This is a genomic window from Psychrobacter sp. G (genome assembly GCF_000418305.1).
GTDB lineage: Bacteria > Pseudomonadota > Gammaproteobacteria > Pseudomonadales > Moraxellaceae > Psychrobacter > Psychrobacter cryohalolentis.
The window spans coordinates 2,359,086-2,382,269 of sequence record NC_021661.1 but is presented as its reverse complement, the minus strand read 5'-3'; the positions used below and the strand labels follow the sequence as shown (position 1 = coordinate 2,382,269).

Here is a 23,184-nt window from a genome sequence, read left to right as displayed (position 1 = left end):
AGGTTTTTTTATGATTTAAAATCGAAGCTGTGATTATGGACTATGGATTATCTTTTTTCGATGATACCGCAAGCGACGCGATCACCGGCATTACCAGCTGGCTGACTGGTGTAATCATCAACGCCGCTATGCACGATAAAGGCTAGGCGATTGACGCTGTATTTACCAGCATCAGCGGCAGAAATTTTCTTATTCACATAATTGATAGTTGCGACACCATCTGCATTAGCCGTTAGATTAGGTAAGTCGCCTGCATGGCCATTCATGTCATCTGGGTTAGAGTGTGGTTTGTTATCTGGATTAAAATGCCCACCTGCTGCTTTACCCATATTGCCACAGCTTCCTGTTTCATGAATATGTAGCGACACGGTCTGACCCGGCTGCAAGTTCATCAGCTTACCATATACTTGTACACCGCCATCAACGGGACGTAAAAACATTTGCCCGACTTCATTTTTATCACCACTAACAGCATTAATGGTCGATTTTAAAACAGGTTGGTTTAGAGAATTGCCTGTTTGCATCTGACCTTCTACCGTTTGGCAACCCGTCATTGCTAAAGCAGAACCACATAATAGAGCACTTGCAAGTATTGTCTTATTCATTATTATCTCCGTTTTAAATTTTTGTTTTTGATATCATCAATGATTTACTGTATCAGTATAGCTAGGCGCCTGAAGGAGTTATTCACTAAAAGCGCAACAATCGGTTAATAAATGTAAGTATCATATGATTTTTAAAAGAAGGTAACTTAAGTAGGATATCTTCCTATCATATTTGAAGGGATTTAATCCAAGAGAAAATAAATAGCAAATTTAAAAATCCTGAACAAAAAAAAGACCGTAACTAATATTACGGTCTTTTTCTTACGTTAACTTATTAATTGTGTAGCGCTTTACCTTTGGTCTTATCAACCGTTACTTTGGTAGGTTTAATTGGTACTGGCATACTGACCAACGCTACTTTTAATATCTCATCAATCGTCGCGACTGGCTGAATGGTTAAGCCTTCTTTGACGTTATCAGGGATATCGGCTAAGTCACGCTCGTTAGTATCTGGAATCAACACATGCTTGATACCACCACGATGCGCTGCGAGCAGCTTCTCTTTAAGACCACCGATACGTAAGATTTTACCACGCAGGGTAATCTCACCTGTCATGGCAATATCTGGACGAATAGCAATACCAGTTAAGGCAGAGACCAGCGCTGTCGTTAGTGCACCACCAGCAGATGGACCATCTTTTGGAGTGGCGCCTTCTGGCATATGTACGTGGACGTCAGTCGTTTTAAAGGTCTCGTAATCAATTCCTAAGCTATCGCCACGAGCACGTACCACACTCATGGCAGCACGGATAGATTCTTTCATCACGTCACCGAGTGAGCCGGTAAAGATAAGCTCACCTTTGCCTTTCATGGCGACCGCTTCGATAGTGAGTAGCTCACCACCGACTTGTGTCCAAGCAAGCCCAGTAATACGACCAATCTCAGGCTCTTCTTCCGCTAGACCATAGTCATACTGATGGACACCTAGATAGTCATCGATGTTTTTGTCATCGACCACGACCAGCTCACGTTCTGCTTTTTTCGGAGCGCGGGCGCCATGCGTTTCAACCGAACCGCGAACCACTTTACGGCAGATTTTATTCACTTCACGCTCAAGGTTACGCACACCGGCTTCACGCGTATAGCTACGGACGATGCTATGCAATGCCGCTTCAACAATCTCAATCTCGCCTTCTTTGAGACCATTATTTTTAATGGCTTTTGGCACTAGATACTTCTGCGCGATATTCACTTTTTCTGCTTCGGTATAACCCGGTAGGCGAATAACCTCCATACGGTCAAGTAGCGCAGCTGGAATATCCATACTGTTAGCGGTACAGATAAACATCACTTGTGATAAATCTAAGTCCATATCTAAATAATGGTCATTGAAAGTATCATTCTGTGATGGGTCTAACACTTCAAGCAATGCTGATGCTGGATCACCGCGGAAATCATGCGCCATCTTATCGATTTCATCCAATAAGAATAGCGGGTTTTTGACTTCTACCTTTGCCAATGACTGCACGATTTTACCTGGCATTGCACCGATATACGTACGGCGATGACCACGAATCTCCGCTTCATCACGTACGCCGCCAAGCGCCATACGTACAAACTTGCGACCGGTTGCACGAGCAATTGATTCGCCCAATGAAGTCTTACCAACACCCGGAGGACCGACTAAGCAAAGAATCGGACCGCGCAGTTTTTTCACTCGAGACTGTACAGCGAGATACTCTAAGATGCGATCTTTGACATCTTGTAAGCCATAATGGTCTTCGTCTAGAACAGTTTTAGCTTTATCTAAATTGATAGAAACTTTAGTCGTCGCATTCCACGGCGTGTCCAAAATCCATTCAATATAGTTGCGCACTACTGAAGATTCACTCGAAGCCGGTGGCATCATTTTGAGCTTTTTCATTTCTTGCTCAGCTTTTTTGCGCACATCTTCTGGCAAGTCAGCTTCATCAAGACGTTGTTCAAGCTCAGCCACGTCATCTTCACCATCGAACGCACCGTCATTCATATCTGACAGCTCGTTTTTAATGGCTTTCATCTTCTCGTTTAAGAAGTATTCGCGCTGATTGTCTTCCATTTGCTGACGGACAGCTTCTTGGATATCTTGTTCGATGTTTTGCTCAGCACTTTGCTTGACCAAATATTCAGTCAAAGTGTTGATATGGGTTTTGATATCATTTTGCTCTAAAAATGACTGTTTGATATCAAGATCCATCGACACACGAGTTGAGATAAAGTAGACCAACTCAAGCAAATCATCGATACGTTTTGCAACGCGCGTTAGCTCACGCGCATTACGTAGACGTGCATCGGCATAGCTTTCAAACAGCGAGGTTAAGGCTTGAATCGTGTTTTTCTGCTGGCTTTCATCCATGCTGATATCAAGGTCTGCACGCTCAAAGCTTGCCATCAATAAATCATCATGACTCTCTATCGAATCAACACGAGCGCGATATTGACCTTCGATCAATACTTTGATGCAATTCTCATCGCTATCATGTGGCATGGTGCTGACGATACTACATACTGTGCCGTATTGATATAAGTTATCGTGATCAATATCTTCGGTGAGCGAGTCTTTTTGAGCAACGACTAATACTTTATTGCCGTACTCAGCTTGCGCCAATTCAACCGCTTTGACTGAAGGCTCACGACCGACAAACAAGGCGATTTGCATATGCGGATAAACAACGACATCGCGCAGTGCCAATAATGGCAGATAGTCTTCAACAGCATCTTCTTTACTGTCTTTCGCAGTGTCATCTTCCTGATCAGCGTCAGCCGCTGACTTGTTTTCTACTGCGTTATCAGACGAGGTTTTTAGCTCGTTCTGTTGCTCGTTTTCTAGCTCACTTTGCTGCCTGTTGTCATCAGCAACGTTAGGTGACACGTCGACATCGATGTCGATATTGTCTTTATCAATTTTATGTTCACTCATATATTCTTCCTCGTTCACCAGACTTGTAAAGTCAAGTTAGTGGTTCATGTTTAGATAAATGGTGCTGCTATATAAAATTGCAAGGCTCTGTTATCAACAGTTGAGAGAATATTGTTCCTTCATCTACTTTTTCTCTTCAGGCTATTTGGTTTTGCGCGTGGGTTTTAGTCGTAAAATCAGGTAAAATAGCGCGCGTCTTAATCGCTCCGTTCAAATAGCAACTGTGTGGATTAAAAGGCTGAGACGACATAAGTAAATTGGCAGCATACCAAAATGGGTCGATAGTAGGCTAAAAAATATACGGTAAGGGGCGAGAATATGACCATCAATGCGGTACTACTGGCAGTTTTCATCATGCTAGGGCTGTCTTTGGCGCGGGTACACGTGGTACTCAGTTTGTTAATCGGTGCGCTGGCAGGTGGACTCATCGCTGGTCTCGGTATGACTGATACCTTGAACGCCTTTCAAGAAGGGATCAAAAATGGCGCACAAATCGCGCTGTCTTATGCGCTGCTAGGTGCGTTTGCAGTGGCAATTGCGCATTCCGGCTTGCCACAATCTTTGGCAGGGGCAGTGATTAAGCGCATTGATGCAGGCGGCACCAGTGGCATGATTAAATACATGTTGTTTGCAGGTCTTGTCACTATGAGCTGCTTTAGCCAAAACTTAATCCCCATTCATATTGCCTTTATTCCACTGCTTGTACCGCCACTATTATTGGCATTTAACCGCATGCATATTGATAGACGTTTAATTGCTTGTTTGATTACCTTTGGACTTGTCACGACTTATATGTTTATTCCGTATGGGTTTGGCGATATTTATCTCAATCAAATCATGCTTAAAAATGTTGGTGAAGCCGGTATCGATATCAGTAATATCTCGGTGACCAAAGCCATGGCGATTCCCGCTTTGGGTATGTTCGTGGGCTTACTGATTGCTGTATTTATCAGCTATCGTAAACCGCGTCAGTATCAGCAGCTAGCAATTGATAAAGCTGCGCATGATGAAGTGTTAGATAGTGACGAGTTAAGCAAAACTGCGGCTACTGCACAAACACAAAGTAAAATGAAGACGCTAGTGGCGATTGCAGCGATTGTCACTGCTTTTGTGGTGCAGCTATATACTGACTCACTATTGCTAGGTTCGATGTTTGGTTTTGGCGTCTTTATGGCGACAGGCGTCGTCAAATGGCGTGATGCCGATACGGTCTTTAATGACGGTATCAAGCTGATGGCGATGATTGGCTTTATTATGATTACGGCGCAAGGGTTTGCGGAAGTCATGAAAGCGACTGAGCAAATACAGCCATTAGTCGATGGAGCGGCATCGTTGTTTGCTGGTAACAAAGCGATGGCAGCATTTATTATGTTACTCATTGGCTTGATTGTAACTATGGGTATTGGCTCCTCCTTTTCGACCATTCCAATTTTGGCAGCGATTTATGTACCACTCTGTATTTCGTTAGGCTTCTCGCCCCTTGCTACGGTTGCGATTATCGGTACAGCTGGTGCGCTTGGTGATGCTGGTTCGCCTGCGTCAGATTCAACATTGGGTCCCACCTCTGGTCTAAATGTTGATGGACAGCATGACCATATCAAAGACAGCGTGGTGCCAACCTTTATCCATTACAATATTCCGTTATTGATCTTTGGTTGGATTGCGGCAATGGTGCTTTAATTAACAATATAAACTCTTAATGTCGATATAAAAAAGGCGAGTGATTTCATAATCATTCGCCTTTTTGGTTTTTTATAGTCAGGGAAAAGTAATATCCATACATCATGTATTGCTGATATTAATTTTTCTTGCTTGCTGTGGCTACGCAGACAGAAGCTACAAAAAATTTATACCAGCAGTACTGTAGCGTTTTTAAGATATTTTAACTATATGATGATGTGATTTATGCCTTTCTTAATACTATTCATCAAAATCCTCAATCTCACTATTTAACCCACTCAAAAATTCATCACTTTGCGCCATTAATTCATTTAAACGGCGTTCATTGATAGTATTTGCTAACTCGTCAGCGCTAAAAGTCTGCTCTTGACTATAATAGAGCCGCTCATAATCCGCTTTTCCTAACTCTTGCAAATGTTGTTCGACATTCTCTGCACTAGAGTTAGTATCTAGAGATTTCTTATCATTTTTCATCGAAACCACCTCAAGCCACTTGGCGTAATTATGGCATCTAACGGCACATCCCATGATTGACGCTCTAGTTGCTCAACCACTTGAAAGTCATAGCACCAGCCTATCTTTAGCGGTTTTTTCGCTCCTGATTTATAGCTTTTGCTAAGCGTCGTATCATAAAATCCGCCACCCATGCCCATACGATTGCCGTTTTTATCGACCGCCACTAACGGACAAATAATTACATCTAATTCTGCTGCCCATCGCAATCTGCGATGATGGTTTTGTTTCATGCCTAAGCTATGAATGCGTGTCGGTACATTTAATAACTTTGCATGATAAATAGGCACAAAGCGCAATCGTTTATCTTCCAAGCCATTGCTAGTACGACCAAATGAGCCGACCACTGGTAAATACGGCAAATAGCCTAAGCGTTGACAACAATCCAAAATTGGCTGAGTGGGTAGCTCACCAAAGCCATCATAATATAAGCCGATACGTGCATTCGGCGGCAAGCGTTGCTGTAGCTTGACTAAATGCAAGCTTGCCATGCGTGCGTATTGTTTACGCTCATTATCCAAGAGCCTACGACGCTGGCGAGTAAAATGGCGTCTGGATGGGTTGCTAATGGTATCAGCTATTTGCACATTATTAGTAGCTTGACTGCTCACGGTAGATAACTCAGGTAGCGAACTGGTAGATTGTTGTTGGCTGGTGCTCTTAGACATCAGTTACCCTCACGGACGTGGAGAAATTTGTGATAAGTCATGCTATCATAACGCCACTTTACAGCGTATTTTTCTTTGTGTGCAGCAGCTGTTGCACTTTTTATGACAAACCATTCATTACCAAACCATCAAAGAGGGTAGTTATGTCAACACAGAATCAGGCAACTCGTACCGAAAAAGACACCATGGGCAATGTAGAAGTCCCAGCTGACGCTTATTGGGGTGCACAAACTCAGCGTAGCCGCGAAAACTTTAAAATCGGTGGCGAGACCTTGCCGCGTCCGATGATTGAAGCGATGGCACTGGTCAAAAAAGCCGCTGCGATTACCAATGCGAGCCTTGAGCGTATCGAAGATGATAAGCGCGATCTTATCGTGCAAGCCGCTGATGAAGTCATCAATGGTGGTCTAACGGATCAGTTCCCGCTAGTCGTTTGGCAGACCGGTTCTGGTACTCAATCAAACATGAATATGAATGAAGTATTAGCGAATCGTGCCAATGAAATCGCAGGGAACGCGCGCGGCAGCTATACGCCGATTCACCCAAATGACCATGTAAATCATGCTCAATCTACCAATGATAGCTTCCCAACGGCGATTCGTGTTGCCGCTGCTCGTGAAATCAATGGCTTATTGATTCCAGCAGTAAAAGCGCTACGTGATACGCTAGATGCTAAAGCAAAAGAATTCGATAGCATCGTGAAAATCGGTCGTACGCATTTACAAGACGCCACGCCTTTGACTTTAGGTCAAGAGTTTAGCGGCTATGTTAGCCAACTTGATCATTCATTGGTACGTATTGATAATGCGCTACAAGGCTTGTATGAATTGCCATTAGGTGGTACGGCGGTTGGTACTGGTCTAAACGCTCATCCTAATTATGCGGTAAAATCAGCTGAGCAATTGGCGACATTGTCTGGTCTTCCATTTGTGACTTCACCGAATAAATTTGAAGCACTAGCTGCTCGTGATGCTGAAGTATTTGCTTCTGGCGCACTAAAAACGCTAGCAAGTAGCTTAAATAAAATCGCTAACGACGTACGTTGGTTGGCATCAGGTCCTCGTTGTGGTTTGGGCGAGTTGACGATTCCTGAAAATGAGCCAGGATCTTCTATCATGCCGGGCAAAGTCAACCCAACGCAGTCAGAAGCGATGACCATGGTAGTTGCGCAAGTCATGGGTAACGATGTCACTATCAGCATGGCAGGCGCGTCAGGTAACTTTGAGCTAAACGTTTATAAGCCAGTTATCGCGTTTAACTTGTTGCAATCTATCAAACTGCTTGGCGATGCGTGCAACAGTTTCAACGAAAACTGTGCTGTTGGTATCCAGCCAGTCAAAGACAAAATCGATGACTTCTTGCATAACTCATTGATGCTAGTCACTGCATTGAACCGTCATGTTGGTTATGAGAATGCCGCGAAAATCGCTAAGACTGCTTATAAAGAGAACAAAACCTTGAAACAAGTTGCCGTTGAGCTAGAACTGCTAACTGAAGCACAGTTTGATGAGTGGGTTATTCCTGCTGATATGGTAAATCCTAAGTAAGCAATAGACCAAATAATGACCTGCTACGGTGTCAGACTTGCTTAATGTACGATAGGTACCATTTGTACTGCTAGTAGCAGCATCATATTTGTTCCATTGAAAGTTTAGAAAAAAAGACCTTGTCACTTCTTATACGAGAATGTGGCAAGGTTTTTTTGGTTTATATTTTTAAAGCTAGATCTACATCTTATATAGTGAATGTAATCTCAAAGATTGCTTATGGACTACTATAACTATTATCATATACATGCAGAATTTTGGAAAAAAAGACAATAACCTAAATCGGAGTAAACAATGATTACCCATGTACCTGATATGACTTTTAAAACTCGTGTTCGTGATGACTCTATTGGAGGAGACAACCCGTTCACATGGTATGATCTAACCACAGATGAGTTATTTGCCAATAAAAAAGTGGTTGTGTTTTCTCTACCAGGTGCGTTTACGCCAACTTGTTCGACCAGCCATCTCCCTCGTTATGAAGCGCTTTATAATGAGTTTAAGGCATTAGGCATAGATGAAATAGTTTGCATTTCTGTCAATGATGCGTTCGTCATGTACCAATGGGGTCTGAAGCAAAACCGTGAAAACGTTTTCTTACTTCCTGATGGTAATGGTGAGTTCACTCGTAAAATGGGGATGCTTGTTGATAAGAGTAATGTTGGCTTTGGTATGCGCTCATGGCGTTATTCGATGGTTGTCGACAATAAAGAAGTTAAAAAAGTGTTTAAGGAAGCCGATTTTGGCGACAACTGTCCAATAGACCCATTTGAAGTATCAGATGCAGACACTATGTTAGCGTATTTAAAAAGTAATGCTTAGATTCTATTGAGAAGTTAGAAATAAAAAAGACCTTGTCACGTTATGTGGCAAGGTCTTTTTTTCGGTTAAATTTTTGGAGCTAAGAGTTTGCAAAGCCTCAATAGGTAGGTAAAGTTTTGCGCTACTCTGTGACATTATTTATCTCTTCAATTTATGATATAAGTAATAATATCAAAAGATAGTAAACTACCATATCTACAGAGTACTTGAATATGAATTCAACGGATGCCGAATATACTGACCATAAAATATTTGAAGAACTTAATTATTATGCTAGCTTTTATGAGTCTTTATCCAACTCTGTCATGAGCTTCTCGACTAAAGGTACATCAGCAATTGCTAATATGGATACTTATGTTTATATGTCCATGAGAGGCACCTTAGAGTCTATAGATTTAGTTTTAAAAAATGGTAATCTAAATGATGGTTATGCGTTATTAAGAAAATATTATGATTCTGTCATGATCAATGCGTACACAAATTTATATATCAATCAAAATTCAGAAATAGCAGATTTTTATGTTGCTGAGATCAATGATTGGCTGCATGGTAAAAAGCCATTGCCAAGAATGTCTAAGATGGCAAAATATTTAAAGAACTCTTTGCTTCTATCTGAAGTTAATGAGTTAATTGACTTGAATCAGCGCTATGAAGGTATTAGAAATCGTTGCAATGATAATATGCACTACAATTTCTTTTCCTTAGTATTGCTTAATGATGGCAGAATATATTTGAAAGAGCGTTCTCAGCATCTTGAACAATTGCGAAAAGATGTTAGAAATGTATTCATACTTAATATTTCATACATCTTTATAATTAATGAACATTACATGGTCTCTTCAAATTATTTAGAACATTTAGAAATGGGTATGACGCCACCTGAAAATAGTCAGTACTGGGTAGCTCCGTTTATTCAAGAGATGTTAAATAAAATTCTTCTAGAAAATCGTCCAGATATTTTAGAATTATTGAAAAGATCCACAAATATGGAACTTGCTTAAATTTTTACTACTAATGAATTTAAGAGCATATATTGATTGAGTTAGAAGGATTTAATGCGTTGAAAGTTTAAGGTTTCGTATCTATTACAGAATAAAAAAGACCTTACCACATTAAGCGACAAGGTCTTTTTTTATTTCATATACGTGCTTAATTAAAACTTATAAAGCAAACCAAGCGTCGTCGTAGCATCAGTACGCGAGTCAACCATTGGACTGTCATATTGCTCATTTGGCAGATAGCTTAAGCTTTGATTGGCAAAGCCTGCCCAGCGCTTACTGAAATCATAGTTGGCACTAACATTAATATAAGGATTCAAGCTTGAGTTGGCGGTATAAGCAGCAACGCCTGTTCTAGTTGACTCTATATCGCTCACGCCGTAGTAGTATTCATTGTAGTCAGCATCATTGTACTCAAATCCAACGCTTGGATAGACCGTTAGCTTGTTTTTGCTAATTTTACCAATATAGCTTAAGCGGGCAGTATTACCGCCACTACGGTCTAAGATATCTGTTGCGTATTGGGCACGAAAGCCACCAACCGGTGTCAGACGCGTATAGCTTAGTCCTGCAGCAGCAGAGGCTTTACGCTCATCAAGTCCTTTTAGTGCGCCAGTAGCATCATCAGGATCAAATGAATTGCCAGCAAGCTGAGCATAAGCAGCTAGCTGATTGCTGCCATCATTGATGATATAAGCACCTGCTTGAGCACCGCGTGCGTAGATTCTATTATTGTCATAGAATACGCCTGGCAATACTTTTATCTCGGTGCTTTCTTCCAAATCGTAAGCAGATTTGACTGCCATGACGTTGATGCCGACGCTTAACTCAGCATCAGGATCTTTCGGTAGGTTTTTATTGAAGAGTGCTGCATTAGATAGGCTAGCTGCGCCAAGCATGGCAGTAGCCGTCAACGTGCTAAGCAAAGCACGCTTAAAAGTAGGGGATAGCGATGATGATGTAGACATGATGTGCTCTCATAAGTGGGTGAAACAAAGGGATAAAAATAGTAAAACACGTAAGGATTTTTTTACGTTATAGTCGATTCATCTTAAAAACGATACAGTGCTATTGGCTATAAATTTTTTGCAGCCTCTGTCACGCCTGCGAACAGCAAGCAAGAAAAAATTATAGCCAATAGCACGTTATTACAATCGTATCGCTTTTATTTTGAACTGACTATAGAATCAGGTAAAAATAAAAGAGATATAGGCTAAACAGTGCTTTGCTCAATGGCATTGAGCACTTCTATTAATTGCTGATGGATATCTTGCCACCACCACATAAAGCCAATGCTAATAAATAACATTACAATCCATGGCAGCAATTGCCAAATAAGCGCAGGTTTAATGGCTTCGCTTTTTTCATTCGGGATTTCGTTAAGAGTAGGGCGAATAGGATTGGTAGGGTTAACAGTTACGTTTGAGTTTACACCACTATTATTATCTACATGACTCTCATTATGCAAACTGGCGTTATTTAAATGAGTATTATTTAAGTGTGCATTATTATCAAAGTCAGTGCCGCTATTCACTGGCGTATTAATATAAGTGGTATGATATTCGTTTTGTTGCTCACTTTGATAATGGGGTAAATAATCATTCTCGTAAGTGGCAATATTCTGTATGACAGCTGCCATACGTTGACGATAGGCAATCGCAAAAGGCAGTGCAATGATAAGACCGGTAATCGCACCGCCAATGTGACCAGCATTGTCGATACCTGGCACCGCAAAACCATAGACTAAGTTGATGCCCATAATAAATATCAGGCTTTTAAGATTCAGCACCATACCATTGACTGATATCTTAAACAGCGCAGCGATTAATAACGCTGCGCCAATACCCATGATACCGCCCGATGCGCCCGCAGATAATCCAGCTTGTCCTGTTCCGTCCACAATACCTTGCCATGTGACGTAATTATTTAGCAAGTTGCCACCGATTGCTGCCAGTAAAAATAGCGCCAAAAACTTCACGGAGCCAAACATCGGCTCGGCGATTTGACCAAAAAAATACATGGCAAAACCATTAAACAATAAATGCATCAGCCCAATATGCAAAAACGCACTGCTCACCAAGCGCCATGGCTCATTATCCATAGTAAAAGGCAGAGCATTGGCACCCCATTTTATCAGCGCTTCAGTTGAAGGATTATTGGCATCGACACCCGTTAATACCTGCATGATAAATAGCCCGATAAAGCTGACTAATAACAAGGTGGTAACAGGCGCTGTCTTTAATAATTGTTGAATGGTCATAACATCTAATTATCAATAAAAAATTATCAGTACAGTATAAAGGGTATAGATAGTATAAAGAAAGCGACCAACAAGTCTAAGTAGCTATATCGTATACACTTACCAGCGCATTGGCGCTACGTATGGCAAGGCAGTTTTGAGATGCTCGTAGGTACCTTTGACTAAGATATCATCGCGCACTTCATTGATATCGGTATGACCGCAAAACGCCATGCTGATATCACATTCGTTATAAATCAGTTCAAGCGCTCGGCGGACACCATCTTCGCCATACGCGCCAAGACCATAAAGAAAAGCGCGACCAATCATCGTGCCATTGGCTCCTAATGCCATCGCTTTGAGTACATCTTGCCCAGAACGAATACCGCTATCGAGCCAAACTTCAATCTGACTGTCTTCAGCACGCACGGCTTGTACAATATCGGCTAGAGATGAAATGGAAGAGGGCGCACCATCCAATTGGCGTCCACCATGATTGGAGACCACTAGCGCATCGGCACCGCTACGAGCTGCCATGATGGCATCTTCTGGCTCCATGATGCCTTTGATAATCAGCTTGCCACCCCACATGTCTTTAATACGAGCGACATCATCCCAGCTCAGTGCCGGATCGAACTGCTCAGCTGTCCATGCTGATAGCGATGAGATATCCTCGACGTTTTTAGCGTGACCGACGATATTACCAAAGGTGCGACGCTTGGTACTCAGCATATTCATGCACCATTCTGGCTTGGTCATCAGATTTAAGATATTGGCAAGCGTCGGTTTTGGCGGCGCAGATAGACCATTTTTGATGTCTTTATGACGTTGACCGAGTACTTGTAAGTCGGCGGTCAGGATGAGGGCTGAGCAATTGGCTTCTTTGGCGCGGCGAATCAAATTGGCGATAAAGTCCATATCACGCATCATATACAGCTGAAACCAAAACGGCTGGCTGGTATTTTCTGCTACATCTTCTATAGAGCAAATACTCATGGTCGATAGTGAAAACGGTACGCCAAACTTTTCTGCTGCCTGTGCCGCGAGGATTTCTCCATCTGCCCACATCATGCCAGTAAAGCCTGTTGGCGCAATCGCAACCGGCATTTTTACGGGCGTGCCCAACATTTCGGTGGCAAGCGAGCGTCCTTCCATATTAACCAATACTCGCTGACGCAGTTTGATACGGTCAAAGTCAGTTTCATTATTGCGATAGGTGGTCTCAGTCCATGATCCTGAGTCAACATAATCATAAAACATGCGAGGTACTTTACGCTCAGCGACCCGTCGTAAGTCTTCAATTTCAGTAATTTTGCTCAAATTTTTCATAAGGTCTTCCTTGTTGCTTATTTGGTAACCGTTTATTCATTATGATGCTGCGGTCATTCATTTTTTGTCGTTAATTATTAGAAAATATTATCTTAACCATGACATAAAACTGACGCTATCATAGTTAGTATAATAGCGTCAGTTCAAGTACTGAGTGCGGATTCACAGATTTGCTAGTACAGCTAACTCATGTTAAGCAACGGTTTTTTTACTCGTCATTGCCATGATGCCAAAAAATGCGATTGGCCAAATGACAGCCAATATCCACCACCACATTTGACCGAAAATAATACCCATACCGATCAATCCTGCCTGAATCACATAGTATGTCATTGCGACTAAGGTTTTGCGAATAACATAGCCTTCTTTATCCATCAGACCAACCACCGCGCAAGCAGCAACGACGTTATGTACCGCAATCATATTACCCGCTGCGCCACCGACCGCTTGCAGTGCTACTACTTGTGCAGCAAGATTGACATCTAAGCCAATTTGACTGGCGGTTGACCACTGAAAGTAAGCGAACATCATATTACTGACGGTATTTGAGCCTGCAATGAACGCACCCAGCGCGCCAATCCACGGAGACACGAGTGGCCATGCATTTTGAAATGCACCAGCGGCACTCTCAGCCAGTAAGATGGGCATAGCGGGTAGCGAATTTGCGACTTCAGCAGCTGACCCGGAATTGATGAATACTTGTACCATCGGTACCGAAAACAGCAAGGCTGGTGCAGCGGCTACCATGGTTTTTGCAGAACTACTCCAACTACGTTTGACGGCTTGTCCGTTCATTCTGAACAACAAGATAGAGATTAAGGCAACAATAATTAGAATAATACCTGGAGAATAGGCAAGTTGGATTTTACTAGAAATAGTTGTACCAAAAAGATTGGTAAATTGTATAGTGGTCAAATCTCCAGTCAAAAATGCCTTCAGTGGTGCAATGACTCGAGTGATGATTAGTAGACCAATAACGATGAGATAAGGAGAAAATGCCCGAACCAAAGAAAATCTTGGTGCAATGGCATCATCAAACTTTTCTTCAGGTAACGAGCCTAGCCAGTCTTTATCCCATTTAGCGCGTGGCGCAAAATCAAAAATCTCTTTAGGCATCAAGAAGCCGCGCTTTGCTGCAGGAAGCACAATCATAAGACCGATAAAACCGCCGACCAATGATGGGAACTCAGGACCTAGGTATCTAGCCACTAAATAATAAGGAACGGTAAAGCAGAGACCAGCAAAAATTGCAAAAGGCCATACTTTGAGCCCTTCAACGAAGGAGCGATTTTTACCAAAGAACCGAGTCAAAAATCCACTCAAAAGTAACGGAATTAGAAAACCCACCAGCGCATGTATCAGACCGATGTTACCCGCGATTTGTAATAGATAGTTTTCAGTTGAGAGTGGCGCAATCGCTTGCGTTATATCTGGCTTATCATTGATACCAGTCCAAACGCCAAGTAATACTGGCGTACCAACGGCACCAAATGATACGGGCGTCGACTGAATAATTAACATAGCCATAACTGATGCCATCGCTGGGAAACCTAAAGCTAACAACAACGGTGCACCGATAGCAGATGGCGTACCAAATCCTGATGAGCCTTCTATCAGCGAGCCGAATAACCACGCCACAATGATAACTTGAACGCGTCTATCGGGCGAGATATCCATAAAGCCTTTACGAATAGCGACAATAGCGCCCCCTTCCTTCAAAGTATTCAGCAATAAAATAGCCGCAAATACAATAAATAAAAGCGTGAGTGCGACGATGATGCCGTTTACAGTCGCGGCTGCGACTTGAGCACCACTGGCTTGCCAAACGAACAACGCTAATAGCGCGGTTACTAAATAGGCAACGCCCATAGAAATCTTGGCAGGGAGCCGCAACATTACAAGCAAAACGAGTACTACCAGAATAGGCGCTAAGGCCAAAAAAGTGTACATAATAAACCGTCCTTGGTATATGTAGTTGAAGTCATCTTTGAAATATCATTGAAGGATATTTCTTTTTTCTTTATCAGTATTAAGCCAAAAGAAGCCCGTAGTTTTTTGGTGCTGCGGGCGTCATTCAAATGGCAGTAGAGAACTTATTTCAAAAATTAGCTGAGACCTTGTATTCTTTATTAAGGTAGTTAAGAGCTGATTATGATTGTCCTTTACAATCCGCTTAACTCATTATAGTTGGTTTTATTGTGGGTCTAACAATTCGATCCAATGCTTGACTGGGACGGACGCATGGCTGCCTAAATGCAATTGGCATCCGATATTGGCTGTCACAATCTGATCTGGGTTATCGATGGTAAGATCGTTGATTTTATTGGTGAGTAGTTGCTGGCTAAGCGTAGGCTGAAGGAGCGAGTAAGTACCAGCAGAGCCGCAGCATAAATGTCCGTTTTGGGTTTTAGAGAGCTCAATCCCAGCGCGTTGCAATATCTGCTCAACATGACCGCCTAACTGCTGAGCGTGCTGTAGCGAGCATGGGCAGTGGACAGCGGTCTTGCGATTCGTCTGTTTTACTACCAACTTCTCTAGGTCCTCTTTGATCAAAATCTCACTCAGGTCTCGGGTCAGTGCACTGATACGCTTGGCTTTAGCTGCATAAGCGTCGTCATGTTTGAGTTTTTCACCGTACTCCTTGACCATCGAGCCGCAGCCTGAAGCGCTGATAACAATGGCTTCAGCCCCAGCCTCAATATATGGCCACCACGCATCGATATTGCGCCGCATGAACGCAAGCCCTTCTTCATGAGCAGGTATGTGATAGCTCACAGCGCCGCAACATCCGGCATCTGGTGCAGCAATCAAGCTGATGCCTAGCCTATCAAGTACTCGGGCGGCGGCATTGTTGGTATTGGGGGTGGCAGAAGGTTGGGCGCAGCCCTCTAGCACCAGCATTTGACGCGACTGTTGCTGTGAGGGTCGCGGGCGGGTGATTTGCTTAACAGGGACTTGGGCTTTTAAGTCGCGAGGCAAAAAGGAGCGAAACAGTTGTCCAAGTCTTAAGAGAAACCCAAATCGGTGCGGATAGGGCAACACCTTTCTGATAAGCCAGCGTTTAAGTCTTTGATCAGCAGGTCGCGACAGCTGTTCTTCCATAATATCGCGGCCGATCTCAGCCAAGCGGCCATATTTTACCCCGGAGGGGCAAGTGGTTTCGCAGCTACGACAAGTCAAACAGCGGTCTAAATGAAGTTGGGATTTTTCGCTAACATCACCAGTTTCAAGCATTTGTTTTAGTAAATAAATACGACCGCGAGGACCGTCACGCTCATCGCCAAGCTCTTGATACGTGGGACACGTAGCATTACAAAATCCACAGTGAACGCAAGTGCGCAAAATATCATCGGCTTCTTGAATATCTGGGTGATCCAGATATTTTATATTGATTTGAGTTCGCATTACGACTTCCTTGTCATCGAGCTAATTTACATCCAGCTATATAAACGATTGGGATTGAAAACACCATTCGGATCAAAGGCGTGTTTGAGGCGTTGGTGGAGCTTTTGGAGCGCCTCAGGCTGAGTATGAAAGACCTCCTGATTCCTGTCGCCACCGCGATAAAGGCTGACCTGACCACCTGCGGCCTCAGCAAGCGCTTCTAATTTTTCCGCGGTAAAGTCGCCACGAAGCCAGCGCTGTGATCCTCCCCAATCAATCAGCCAATCTTCCTCTGGTAGCATATGCGCCGCGCTACTTTTTACAGAAAACCGCCACAATGAGGACGCGTCTAAGAAATAATCCAATTGCTGCTCACGAAGCATTGACCAAAACGTATCTGTATCCTCTAATATCGCGCCTTGCCACTGGTTGACAGTACTGTCTACAGCACTTCGCGCGCCTGCCAAGCGCAAATACAAATGATTGTCAAACCAACACGCCCCTGTCAAGGGTTTGGATTTTCCTGAGAGACGGTTCATGGTCTCAATAGCCTTTGCAGCGTCCATTTCCTGCTTAATAGTCACAGTGGCGGCAGGCTTAGGCATGACTTTTAGACTGACTTCAGTGATGATACCCAAAGTGCCCATCGCGCCTGCTTGCATCCGTGATACATCATAACCGGCGACGTTTTTCATCACCTGACCGCCGAAGCGCAGTTCTTCTGCATGGCCATTAATCAGGCGAATGCCTAAGACATGGTCTCTTATTGAACCGCTCCAAGGTCTTGCTGGGCCTGATAAGTGGCAAGCCAATGTACCGCCCAAGGTTGCTTGTCCGTCAAATGTCGGTGGCTCAAATGCTAAGCACTGATTGTGTTCGGCTAATGCGCTATTAATCTCAGTAATTGAGGTTCCAGCACGAGCAGTCAGCACCAATTCGATCGGCTCATAACTGATGATGCCTTTGTGCTCGCTAAGACTGATGGGGTCGCCTATTGGCTCACGTCCCATAAACTGCTTACTGCCCCCGCCCATGATTTGTAGGGCTGTGCCGTCATGGCTGGCTTGCATTACTCGCGCAATCAGCTCTTGACTCATGTCTGTCATGCCAGATCTCCTTGCTGTGGTTGAGAGTCATGGTTGTGTTGCGTTCTGTCAAGGGTACGGTACTCTTGACAGCGCTTGAGCACTGGAATGCCCTTACCTGGATTTAGCGTACCGATTGGGTCAAAGGCGTGCTTGATTGCATGAAATTGTGTCAGCTCTTGATCGTTAAACTGAATCGTCATTTGGCGGATTTTTTCAACGCCAACCCCATGCTCACCAGTTATGCAGCCGCCCACCTTGACGCAAAGCTCTAAAATACGGCTGCCGAACTCTTCAGTGCGCTCAAGCTCTCCTGGGACATTGGCATCAAATAAGATAAGCGGGTGCAAATTGCCGTCCCCAGCATGAAACACGTTGGCGACGCGCAGACCGTATTCATCTGAGAGTTTTTGCATTTCGGTTAGGACATGGGCAAGTTGGCTACGCGGAATCGTGCCATCCATGCAGTAGTAGTCAGGGGATATTCGTCCGACAGCGGGGAATGCAGATTTTCGACCTTTCCACAATAAGGCGCGCTCCGCCTCACTTTGTGAGACACGTGTTGTGGTTGCGCCAAGCTCGATAAACAGCTGCTCAACCTCTGCAATCTGTTCTTGAACTTCCGCCTCGCTGCCATCTAACTCACACAGCAGCAAAGCTTGGGCGTCAATTGGATAGCCTGCATGAGCAAACGCTTCGGCGGCTATGATGGCAGGGCTATCCATCATCTCAAGTCCGGCTGGAATAATACCTTTGGCAATCACGCCGCCGACCGCGTCCCCTGCGGTCTGAACATTATCAAAAGCGGCCATAATGACCTGAGCCTTTTCAGGGCTAGGTAGCAGCTTGACCGTCACTTCAGTAATCACCCCAAGTAGACCCTCAGAGCCAGTAATCAAAGCCATCAAATCAAAGCCGTTGCTATCAAGACCTTCACTACCAATAGTAATGAGATCCCCCTCGACTGTGACCATCTCAACTTTTAATAAATTGTGAGTGGTCAGACCATATTTGAGACAATGGACGCCGCCTGAGTTTTCGGCGACGTTGCCACCGATGGAGCAGGCAATCTGTGAGGAGGGGTCTGGGCCATAATACAAGCCATATTGTCTAGCCGCCTCACTAATAGCAAGGTTACGGACACCTGGCTGCAAACGTGCGCTACGGGCAAGTGGATCAATATCAAGGATATGTTTAAATCGTGACAACACCAATAAGACGCCATCAGGGTTGGGCATTGCACCTGCACACAAACCCGTACCGGCACCGCGTGCGACCACAGGGATTTGATAGCGATAACAGATTCGCATTACCTCACAAACTTGCTCAACGGTTTTTGGGAGCACCGTGATGAGGGGCATATCGCAATATACCGATAAGCCATCACACTCAAAAGGCTTTTGAGTCTCCTCATCATTGATCACGTACTGAGGCTCAATAAAATCGCGAAATAGCTCTACTAAAGCAGCTTTATCAGGTCTTTGGCTCTGATTCATGGTGGCATTCCTTTGCTCACTAAATTGTCGACACTCACTGCATTATTATACAGATGACCTTAAGCTTATAATAAAAAGGGAAAGATTAGCTATCAATATATTAGTTAAAACTGAATAAAATGATATGTAATGTTTTGAATTAGTAAGAATTAAGCTTGTTTGCGGCTGTATTGAATAAGCGAGCAGGGGCTGTCAGGGTCACAATAAACGCTGTAAATCCAGTATTGAAAATGGATAATCTAAGCGTTTTGTCGGTGTCAAGATGACGGGAATAGTCGTCGCAAAGGCCATCATAAGCGGTTCAGAGAAATCGGCAATATCGACAGACTCGTAAGTAACGCGTTGCACCACTTGTAGCTGTGTTATCAGCTGTTCAGCAATATCACATAAATGACAACCTGAGGTGCCGAGTAGCCACCATTTGGTTATATTTTCAGGAGAACCAAGCTCAGGTTTTTCTTCAATCATATGAGCACGCAATGTGCTTATATTATTATTCTCGTACATAGCTACTCTCTTATATTAATCCTAAAGGCAAAGCTTACAAATCCAACGTTCATTTTTGCTGATTTTTTACGTGTACTCATGTGACATGATAAAGAAGTGGGGTAAATAATGACAGCGATTGTGAGATTAGGTAAGATGAGCTGCTATTTATAATTGCTGACCTATATTGCTAGGCTAAGCGCTCCTTACTTCCTCTAACTATCTTTTCAATCACTTGGACAACACGCATGACAAGTTTTGGCAAATTTATCAAACGACTCTTATTGGCATTGATGGTGTTGGTCGTCGCATTCCATGTGTTGGTTGCAGGGCTGCTGTTAATTTGGAAAACGCAGCCGATTAATAACAGCATGTTTATGCTCACCCATCGCATTATGGGCGGTGATGTTAGCCAAACTTGGGTTGAATATGACGCGATTGCCAAATCTGCGAAGCAAGCGGCGATTGTCAGTGAAGATTCGACGTTTAGCCAGCATAACGGCTTTGACATGAAAGGCATTAAGGCGGCACAGAAAAAGAATGAAGCGACTGGCAAGATGTCTGCAGGCGGCTCAACCATCACTCAGCAATTGGCTAAAAATCTGTTTTTGACTTCGCATCGCTCTTATACGCGTAAAGCTGAAGAGGCTGTTCTCACCATAATGATTGAGACATTATGGGATAAGCAGCGAATTTTGACCGCGTATTTGAATGTAGCAGAGTTTGGCAATGGTATTTATGGTGTTGAAGCGGCAGCGCAGTATTATTTTGATAAGTCAGCTGCTAATCTCAATCGTGATCAGTCAGCCTTATTGATTGCCATGCTAACCAATCCAAAATACTATGAAAGTCATCAAAGCGATAAACGCCTGCGTAATAAACAACGTATCATAAAAAAGCGTATGAAAAATGCTGTATTGCCACAGTCTGCCTAAATGTAGCTAGAATTAACGGTAACAATAGAATAATAATTAAAAAGTATAGTATAAAAATGCTGATAGGATAAGATTGATATAAAAATGATAGCAGTTTGATAACAGTCATAGGAGTGGAGCGTGGTAGAGATGGATAATAAGCACAGTAATAGTGATAAGACCGCTGATGTTATTGAGACATATATTGATGCGAATAATGATGTCAATAGAGAGAGTGACACAGATAAAGTAGACGGTGCCATTAATACCAGCAATCCTCTTACCGATGAAAGCCTTATTAATCCGTATGGCAACCAAGTTTTAACCGAGATTGATTGGCAACGCTCGGAAGATGGTAATTATTCACCCAGCAGCTATATCAATCGTGACTTGTCTTTACTACAGTTTCATCTGCGGGTCTTAGCACAAGCGGCAGATCCCCACCATCCTTTGCTTGAGCGTTTATTCTTTTTAATGATTTTTTCATCCAATATCGATGAGTTTTTTGAAATTCGCGTTGCTGGTATTATGCAAAAGCTCAATCTGGGTGATGTGTCGACCAGTGTACATGGTATGCGTCCCAGTGAAATTCTTAATGAAATATCAGCAGTGACTCATGATGCCATCGCTGAGCAATACCGTATTTTAAATGAAGATATCTTGCCAGCACTGGCGCTTGAGGATATTCGTTATTTAAAGCGCGATGAGTTGAATGCTGAGCAATCCGCATGGATGAAGCGCTATTTTACTGAGCAAGTCTCGCCGGTATTGACACCTATTAGTATTGATCCTGCGCATCCATTCCCGCGCTTGGTGAATAAAAGCTTGAACTTTATTGCGACGTTAGAGGGCAAAGACGCCTTTGGTCGCGATATCAATCTGGCAATCGTACCCGCGCCGCGTAGCTTGCCGCGCGTGATTCGTCTGCCTGATGAATTGACTGGTGGCAAAGAGCACCATGTGATGCTATCAGCGATTATCCATGAGCATATCGGTGAGCTATTCCCTGGTATGAATGTCACCGGCTGTCATCAATTTAGGCTGACGCGTAATGCCGATTTGGACTTGGCAGATGATGTTGATGACATTGCCAAAGCCTTAGAAGGTGAGCTTGAAAACCGCCGATTTGGTGATAAAGTGCGCCTTGAAGTCACTACTGAATGCCCAACGCCAATTAGTGATTATTTGCTTAATGAGTTTGAGTTGCATGACAACCAATTATACCGCGTCAATGGACCTGTCAACTTAACGCGTTTGCTGTTTGATTTTAATATCCCAGCCTTGCGTTATCAGCCCTTTACGCATGTGATACCAAAACCGTTTCGCCGCGAAGTCGACAAGCTTGATAAAGCAACCAGTATGTTTGCTGCCATGCGTAAAGGCGATGTATTGGCGCATCATCCGTTCCATGCGTTTTCGCCGATTATTAATTTACTTTGGCAAGCTGCCAGTGATCCAAAAGTATTAGCGATTAAGCAAACGCTTTATCGTTCAGGCACCAATTCAGAAATTGTCAAAGCGCTAGCCGCAGCCGCACGTAATGGTAAAGAAGTGACAGCAGTCATTGAGTTACGCGCCCGTTTTGATGAGGCGTCTAATATTGCTGTTGCCAACTATCTGCAAGAGGCAGGGGCAGTAGTGGTCTACGGTATTGTTGGCTACAAAACCCACGCTAAACTCATGCTCATCGTGCGCCGCGAAGAGGGGAAAATGCGCCGTTATGTGCATTTAGGCACGGGTAATTATCACGCAGCAAATGCTAAAGTCTATACCGATTATGGATTATTCAGTGCGGATCCTGATATCTCAGAAGACGTCCACAAGATATTCCAAGAGCTGACCGGCATGGGTAAACCTGCTAATCTCAAAAAGCTATTGCATGCACCATTTACCTTGCATGATAAATTGATGAGCTTTATCGATGATGAGATTACTCATGCCAAGGCGGGCAAGCGCGCTCATATTATTGTTAAAGTAAACGCCTTAACCGAACGTCGTTTGATTGATAAACTATATGATGCGTCACAAGCAGGGGTCAAAATTGAACTGATTTTGCGCTCAATTTGCTGTCTGCGTCCGCAAGTGAAGGGTCTGTCTGAGAATATCACCGTACGTTCTGTTATCGGTCGTTTTTTGGAGCATACTCGCATCTATTACTTCTATAATGATGGTAATGAGCGCTTGTACTGTGGCAGCGCCGATTGGATGGATCGTAATTTGTTCCACCGTGTAGAGGTAGCGTTTCCGATTGAAGATAAAAAATTGTCTAAGCAAATTTATCAAGATGGACTGTTGAGTTACCTCCAAGACAATAAGCAAGCGTGGACACTCAGCGGTGACGGTAACTGGCAACGAACCAAGCCAGCGGCGGATGAAGCGCTTCACATTGCTCAAGAGCATTTATTAAAAGTGATTAATCGTGTTGGCGAGCCGGTATAACTGTCTTGTTTATTAGCGGTTATTAAGTCGATTAATCTCATTTAGTGTTTTTAATGTTATCCACTTTTTTCAACAAATAT

The 23,184-nt window shown here is 43.4% G+C and carries 18 protein-coding genes; 6 read left to right on the top strand and 12 right to left on the bottom strand.

What is annotated here, in order from left to right; genetic code table 11:
• Positions 1-47: 47 nt before the first annotated feature.
• Together PSYCG_RS09930 and lon are read right to left on the bottom strand one after the other, a co-directional pair.
• Entirely contained in the window at positions 48-605 is a 558-nt protein-coding gene (locus tag PSYCG_RS09930; protein WP_020444079.1) for a superoxide dismutase family protein, read from the bottom strand.
• Between the two features lie 274 nt (positions 606-879).
• Entirely contained in the window at positions 880-3,504 is a 2,625-nt protein-coding gene (gene lon, locus PSYCG_RS09925; RefSeq protein WP_020444078.1) for an endopeptidase La, read from the bottom strand.
• Between the two features lie 318 nt (positions 3,505-3,822).
• Between lon and PSYCG_RS09920 the strand changes: the two genes are divergently transcribed.
• Positions 3,823-5,184, top strand: a complete 1,362-nt coding sequence (locus PSYCG_RS09920) for a Na+/H+ antiporter family protein (RefSeq protein ID WP_020444077.1) — start codon at positions 3,823-3,825, stop codon at positions 5,182-5,184.
• 240 nt (positions 5,185-5,424) lie between these two features.
• Here PSYCG_RS09920 and PSYCG_RS09915 read toward each other — a convergent pair whose 3' ends face one another.
• Together PSYCG_RS09915 and PSYCG_RS09910 are read right to left on the bottom strand one after the other, a co-directional pair.
• Complete coding sequence (locus tag PSYCG_RS09915; protein WP_020444076.1) at positions 5,425-5,658, bottom strand: hypothetical protein; 234 nt, start codon at positions 5,656-5,658, stop codon at positions 5,425-5,427.
• The gene (locus tag PSYCG_RS09910; RefSeq protein WP_020444075.1) at positions 5,655-6,365 is read right to left on the bottom strand and encodes a 5-formyltetrahydrofolate cyclo-ligase; all 711 of its coding nucleotides are present in this window, start codon (positions 6,363-6,365) and stop codon (positions 5,655-5,657) included. Before PSYCG_RS09910 ends, PSYCG_RS09915 begins: the two co-directional genes overlap by 4 nt.
• Before the next feature lie 143 nt (positions 6,366-6,508).
• On the opposite strand from PSYCG_RS09910, the gene fumC reads away from it, so the two are divergent.
• The 3 genes from fumC to PSYCG_RS09895 all read left to right on the top strand — a co-directional run bounded on the left by fumC (position 6,509) and on the right by PSYCG_RS09895 (position 9,735).
• A complete protein-coding gene (fumC, locus tag PSYCG_RS09905; RefSeq protein WP_020444074.1) occupies positions 6,509-7,912 on the top strand; it encodes a class II fumarate hydratase in 1,404 nt (467 codons plus the stop codon).
• A 294-nt stretch (positions 7,913-8,206) separates the two neighbouring features.
• Entirely contained in the window at positions 8,207-8,734 is a 528-nt protein-coding gene (locus tag PSYCG_RS09900) for a peroxiredoxin (protein WP_020444073.1), read from the top strand.
• 212 nt (positions 8,735-8,946) lie between these two features.
• A complete protein-coding gene (locus tag PSYCG_RS09895) occupies positions 8,947-9,735 on the top strand; it encodes a hypothetical protein (RefSeq protein ID WP_020444072.1) in 789 nt (262 codons plus the stop codon).
• A gap of 152 nt (positions 9,736-9,887) precedes the next feature.
• Here the strand turns inward: PSYCG_RS09895 and PSYCG_RS09890 are convergent, their stop codons facing one another.
• The 8 genes from PSYCG_RS09890 to PSYCG_RS09855 form a co-directional block, all read right to left on the bottom strand.
• A complete protein-coding gene (locus PSYCG_RS09890) occupies positions 9,888-10,700 on the bottom strand; it encodes a MipA/OmpV family protein (protein WP_020444071.1) in 813 nt (270 codons plus the stop codon).
• A gap of 245 nt (positions 10,701-10,945) precedes the next feature.
• Positions 10,946-11,992 (bottom strand): rhomboid family intramembrane serine protease, encoded by a 1,047-nt coding sequence (locus tag PSYCG_RS09885; RefSeq protein WP_020444070.1) that lies wholly within the window; start codon positions 11,990-11,992, stop codon positions 10,946-10,948.
• 99 nt (positions 11,993-12,091) lie between these two features.
• Positions 12,092-13,300, bottom strand: a complete 1,209-nt coding sequence (locus PSYCG_RS09880; protein WP_020444069.1) for an alpha-hydroxy acid oxidase — start codon at positions 13,298-13,300, stop codon at positions 12,092-12,094.
• Between the two features lie 192 nt (positions 13,301-13,492).
• The gene (locus PSYCG_RS09875) at positions 13,493-15,250 is read right to left on the bottom strand and encodes an L-lactate permease (RefSeq protein WP_020444068.1); all 1,758 of its coding nucleotides are present in this window, start codon (positions 15,248-15,250) and stop codon (positions 13,493-13,495) included.
• A gap of 243 nt (positions 15,251-15,493) precedes the next feature.
• A complete protein-coding gene (glcF, locus tag PSYCG_RS09870; protein WP_020444067.1) occupies positions 15,494-16,705 on the bottom strand; it encodes a glycolate oxidase subunit GlcF in 1,212 nt (403 codons plus the stop codon).
• Positions 16,706-16,731: 26 nt separating this feature from the next.
• Positions 16,732-17,790 (bottom strand): glycolate oxidase subunit GlcE, encoded by a 1,059-nt coding sequence (glcE, locus tag PSYCG_RS09865; RefSeq protein WP_020444066.1) that lies wholly within the window; start codon positions 17,788-17,790, stop codon positions 16,732-16,734.
• Positions 17,787-19,265 (bottom strand): FAD-linked oxidase C-terminal domain-containing protein, encoded by a 1,479-nt coding sequence (locus PSYCG_RS09860; protein WP_011514205.1) that lies wholly within the window; start codon positions 19,263-19,265, stop codon positions 17,787-17,789. The genes glcE and PSYCG_RS09860 overlap by 4 nt, the downstream gene beginning before the upstream one ends.
• A 198-nt stretch (positions 19,266-19,463) precedes the next feature.
• Positions 19,464-19,772, bottom strand: coding sequence for a glutaredoxin family protein (locus PSYCG_RS09855; protein WP_020444065.1), 309 nt, complete (start codon positions 19,770-19,772; stop codon positions 19,464-19,466).
• Positions 19,773-19,999: 227 nt separating this feature from the next.
• Here PSYCG_RS09855 and mtgA point away from each other — a divergent pair, with 227 nt between their 5' ends.
• Positions 20,000-20,686: a monofunctional biosynthetic peptidoglycan transglycosylase gene (gene mtgA / locus PSYCG_RS09850; RefSeq protein WP_011514203.1), complete on the top strand. Its 687-nt coding sequence runs from the start codon at positions 20,000-20,002 to the stop codon at positions 20,684-20,686.
• A 129-nt stretch (positions 20,687-20,815) separates the two neighbouring features.
• Entirely contained in the window at positions 20,816-23,104 is a 2,289-nt protein-coding gene (ppk1, locus tag PSYCG_RS09845) for a polyphosphate kinase 1 (protein ID WP_227500780.1), read from the top strand.
• Positions 23,105-23,184: the final 80 nt, after the last annotated feature.

What these genes read in the sequence shown, in the direction of transcription:
- PSYCG_RS09885 (WP_020444070.1), bottom strand. Translation starts at nt 11,992, where the DNA reads ATGACCATTCAACAATTATTAAAGACAGCGCCTGTTACCACCTTGTTA.
- PSYCG_RS09920 (WP_020444077.1), top strand. Translation starts at nt 3,823, where the DNA reads ATGACCATCAATGCGGTACTACTGGCAGTTTTCATCATGCTAGGGCTG.
- PSYCG_RS09860 (WP_011514205.1), bottom strand. Translation starts at nt 19,265, where the DNA reads ATGAATCAGAGCCAAAGACCTGATAAAGCTGCTTTAGTAGAGCTATTT.
- lon (WP_020444078.1), bottom strand. Translation starts at nt 3,504, where the DNA reads ATGAGTGAACATAAAATTGATAAAGACAATATCGACATCGATGTCGAC.
- PSYCG_RS09855 (WP_020444065.1), bottom strand. Translation starts at nt 19,772, where the DNA reads ATGTACGAGAATAATAATATAAGCACATTGCGTGCTCATATGATTGAA.
- PSYCG_RS09890 (WP_020444071.1), bottom strand. Translation starts at nt 10,700, where the DNA reads ATGTCTACATCATCATCGCTATCCCCTACTTTTAAGCGTGCTTTGCTT.
- PSYCG_RS09875 (WP_020444068.1), bottom strand. Translation starts at nt 15,250, where the DNA reads ATGTACACTTTTTTGGCCTTAGCGCCTATTCTGGTAGTACTCGTTTTG.
- PSYCG_RS09930 (WP_020444079.1), bottom strand. Translation starts at nt 605, where the DNA reads ATGAATAAGACAATACTTGCAAGTGCTCTATTATGTGGTTCTGCTTTA.
- glcF (WP_020444067.1), bottom strand. Translation starts at nt 16,705, where the DNA reads ATGCGAACTCAAATCAATATAAAATATCTGGATCACCCAGATATTCAA.
- PSYCG_RS09915 (WP_020444076.1), bottom strand. Translation starts at nt 5,658, where the DNA reads ATGAAAAATGATAAGAAATCTCTAGATACTAACTCTAGTGCAGAGAAT.
- glcE (WP_020444066.1), bottom strand. Translation starts at nt 17,790, where the DNA reads ATGACAGACATGAGTCAAGAGCTGATTGCGCGAGTAATGCAAGCCAGC.
- PSYCG_RS09895 (WP_020444072.1), top strand. Translation starts at nt 8,947, where the DNA reads ATGAATTCAACGGATGCCGAATATACTGACCATAAAATATTTGAAGAA.
- PSYCG_RS09910 (WP_020444075.1), bottom strand. Translation starts at nt 6,365, where the DNA reads ATGTCTAAGAGCACCAGCCAACAACAATCTACCAGTTCGCTACCTGAG.
- ppk1 (WP_227500780.1), top strand. Translation starts at nt 20,816, where the DNA reads ATGGATAATAAGCACAGTAATAGTGATAAGACCGCTGATGTTATTGAG.
- mtgA (WP_011514203.1), top strand. Translation starts at nt 20,000, where the DNA reads ATGACAAGTTTTGGCAAATTTATCAAACGACTCTTATTGGCATTGATG.
- PSYCG_RS09900 (WP_020444073.1), top strand. Translation starts at nt 8,207, where the DNA reads ATGATTACCCATGTACCTGATATGACTTTTAAAACTCGTGTTCGTGAT.
- fumC (WP_020444074.1), top strand. Translation starts at nt 6,509, where the DNA reads ATGTCAACACAGAATCAGGCAACTCGTACCGAAAAAGACACCATGGGC.
- PSYCG_RS09880 (WP_020444069.1), bottom strand. Translation starts at nt 13,300, where the DNA reads ATGAAAAATTTGAGCAAAATTACTGAAATTGAAGACTTACGACGGGTC.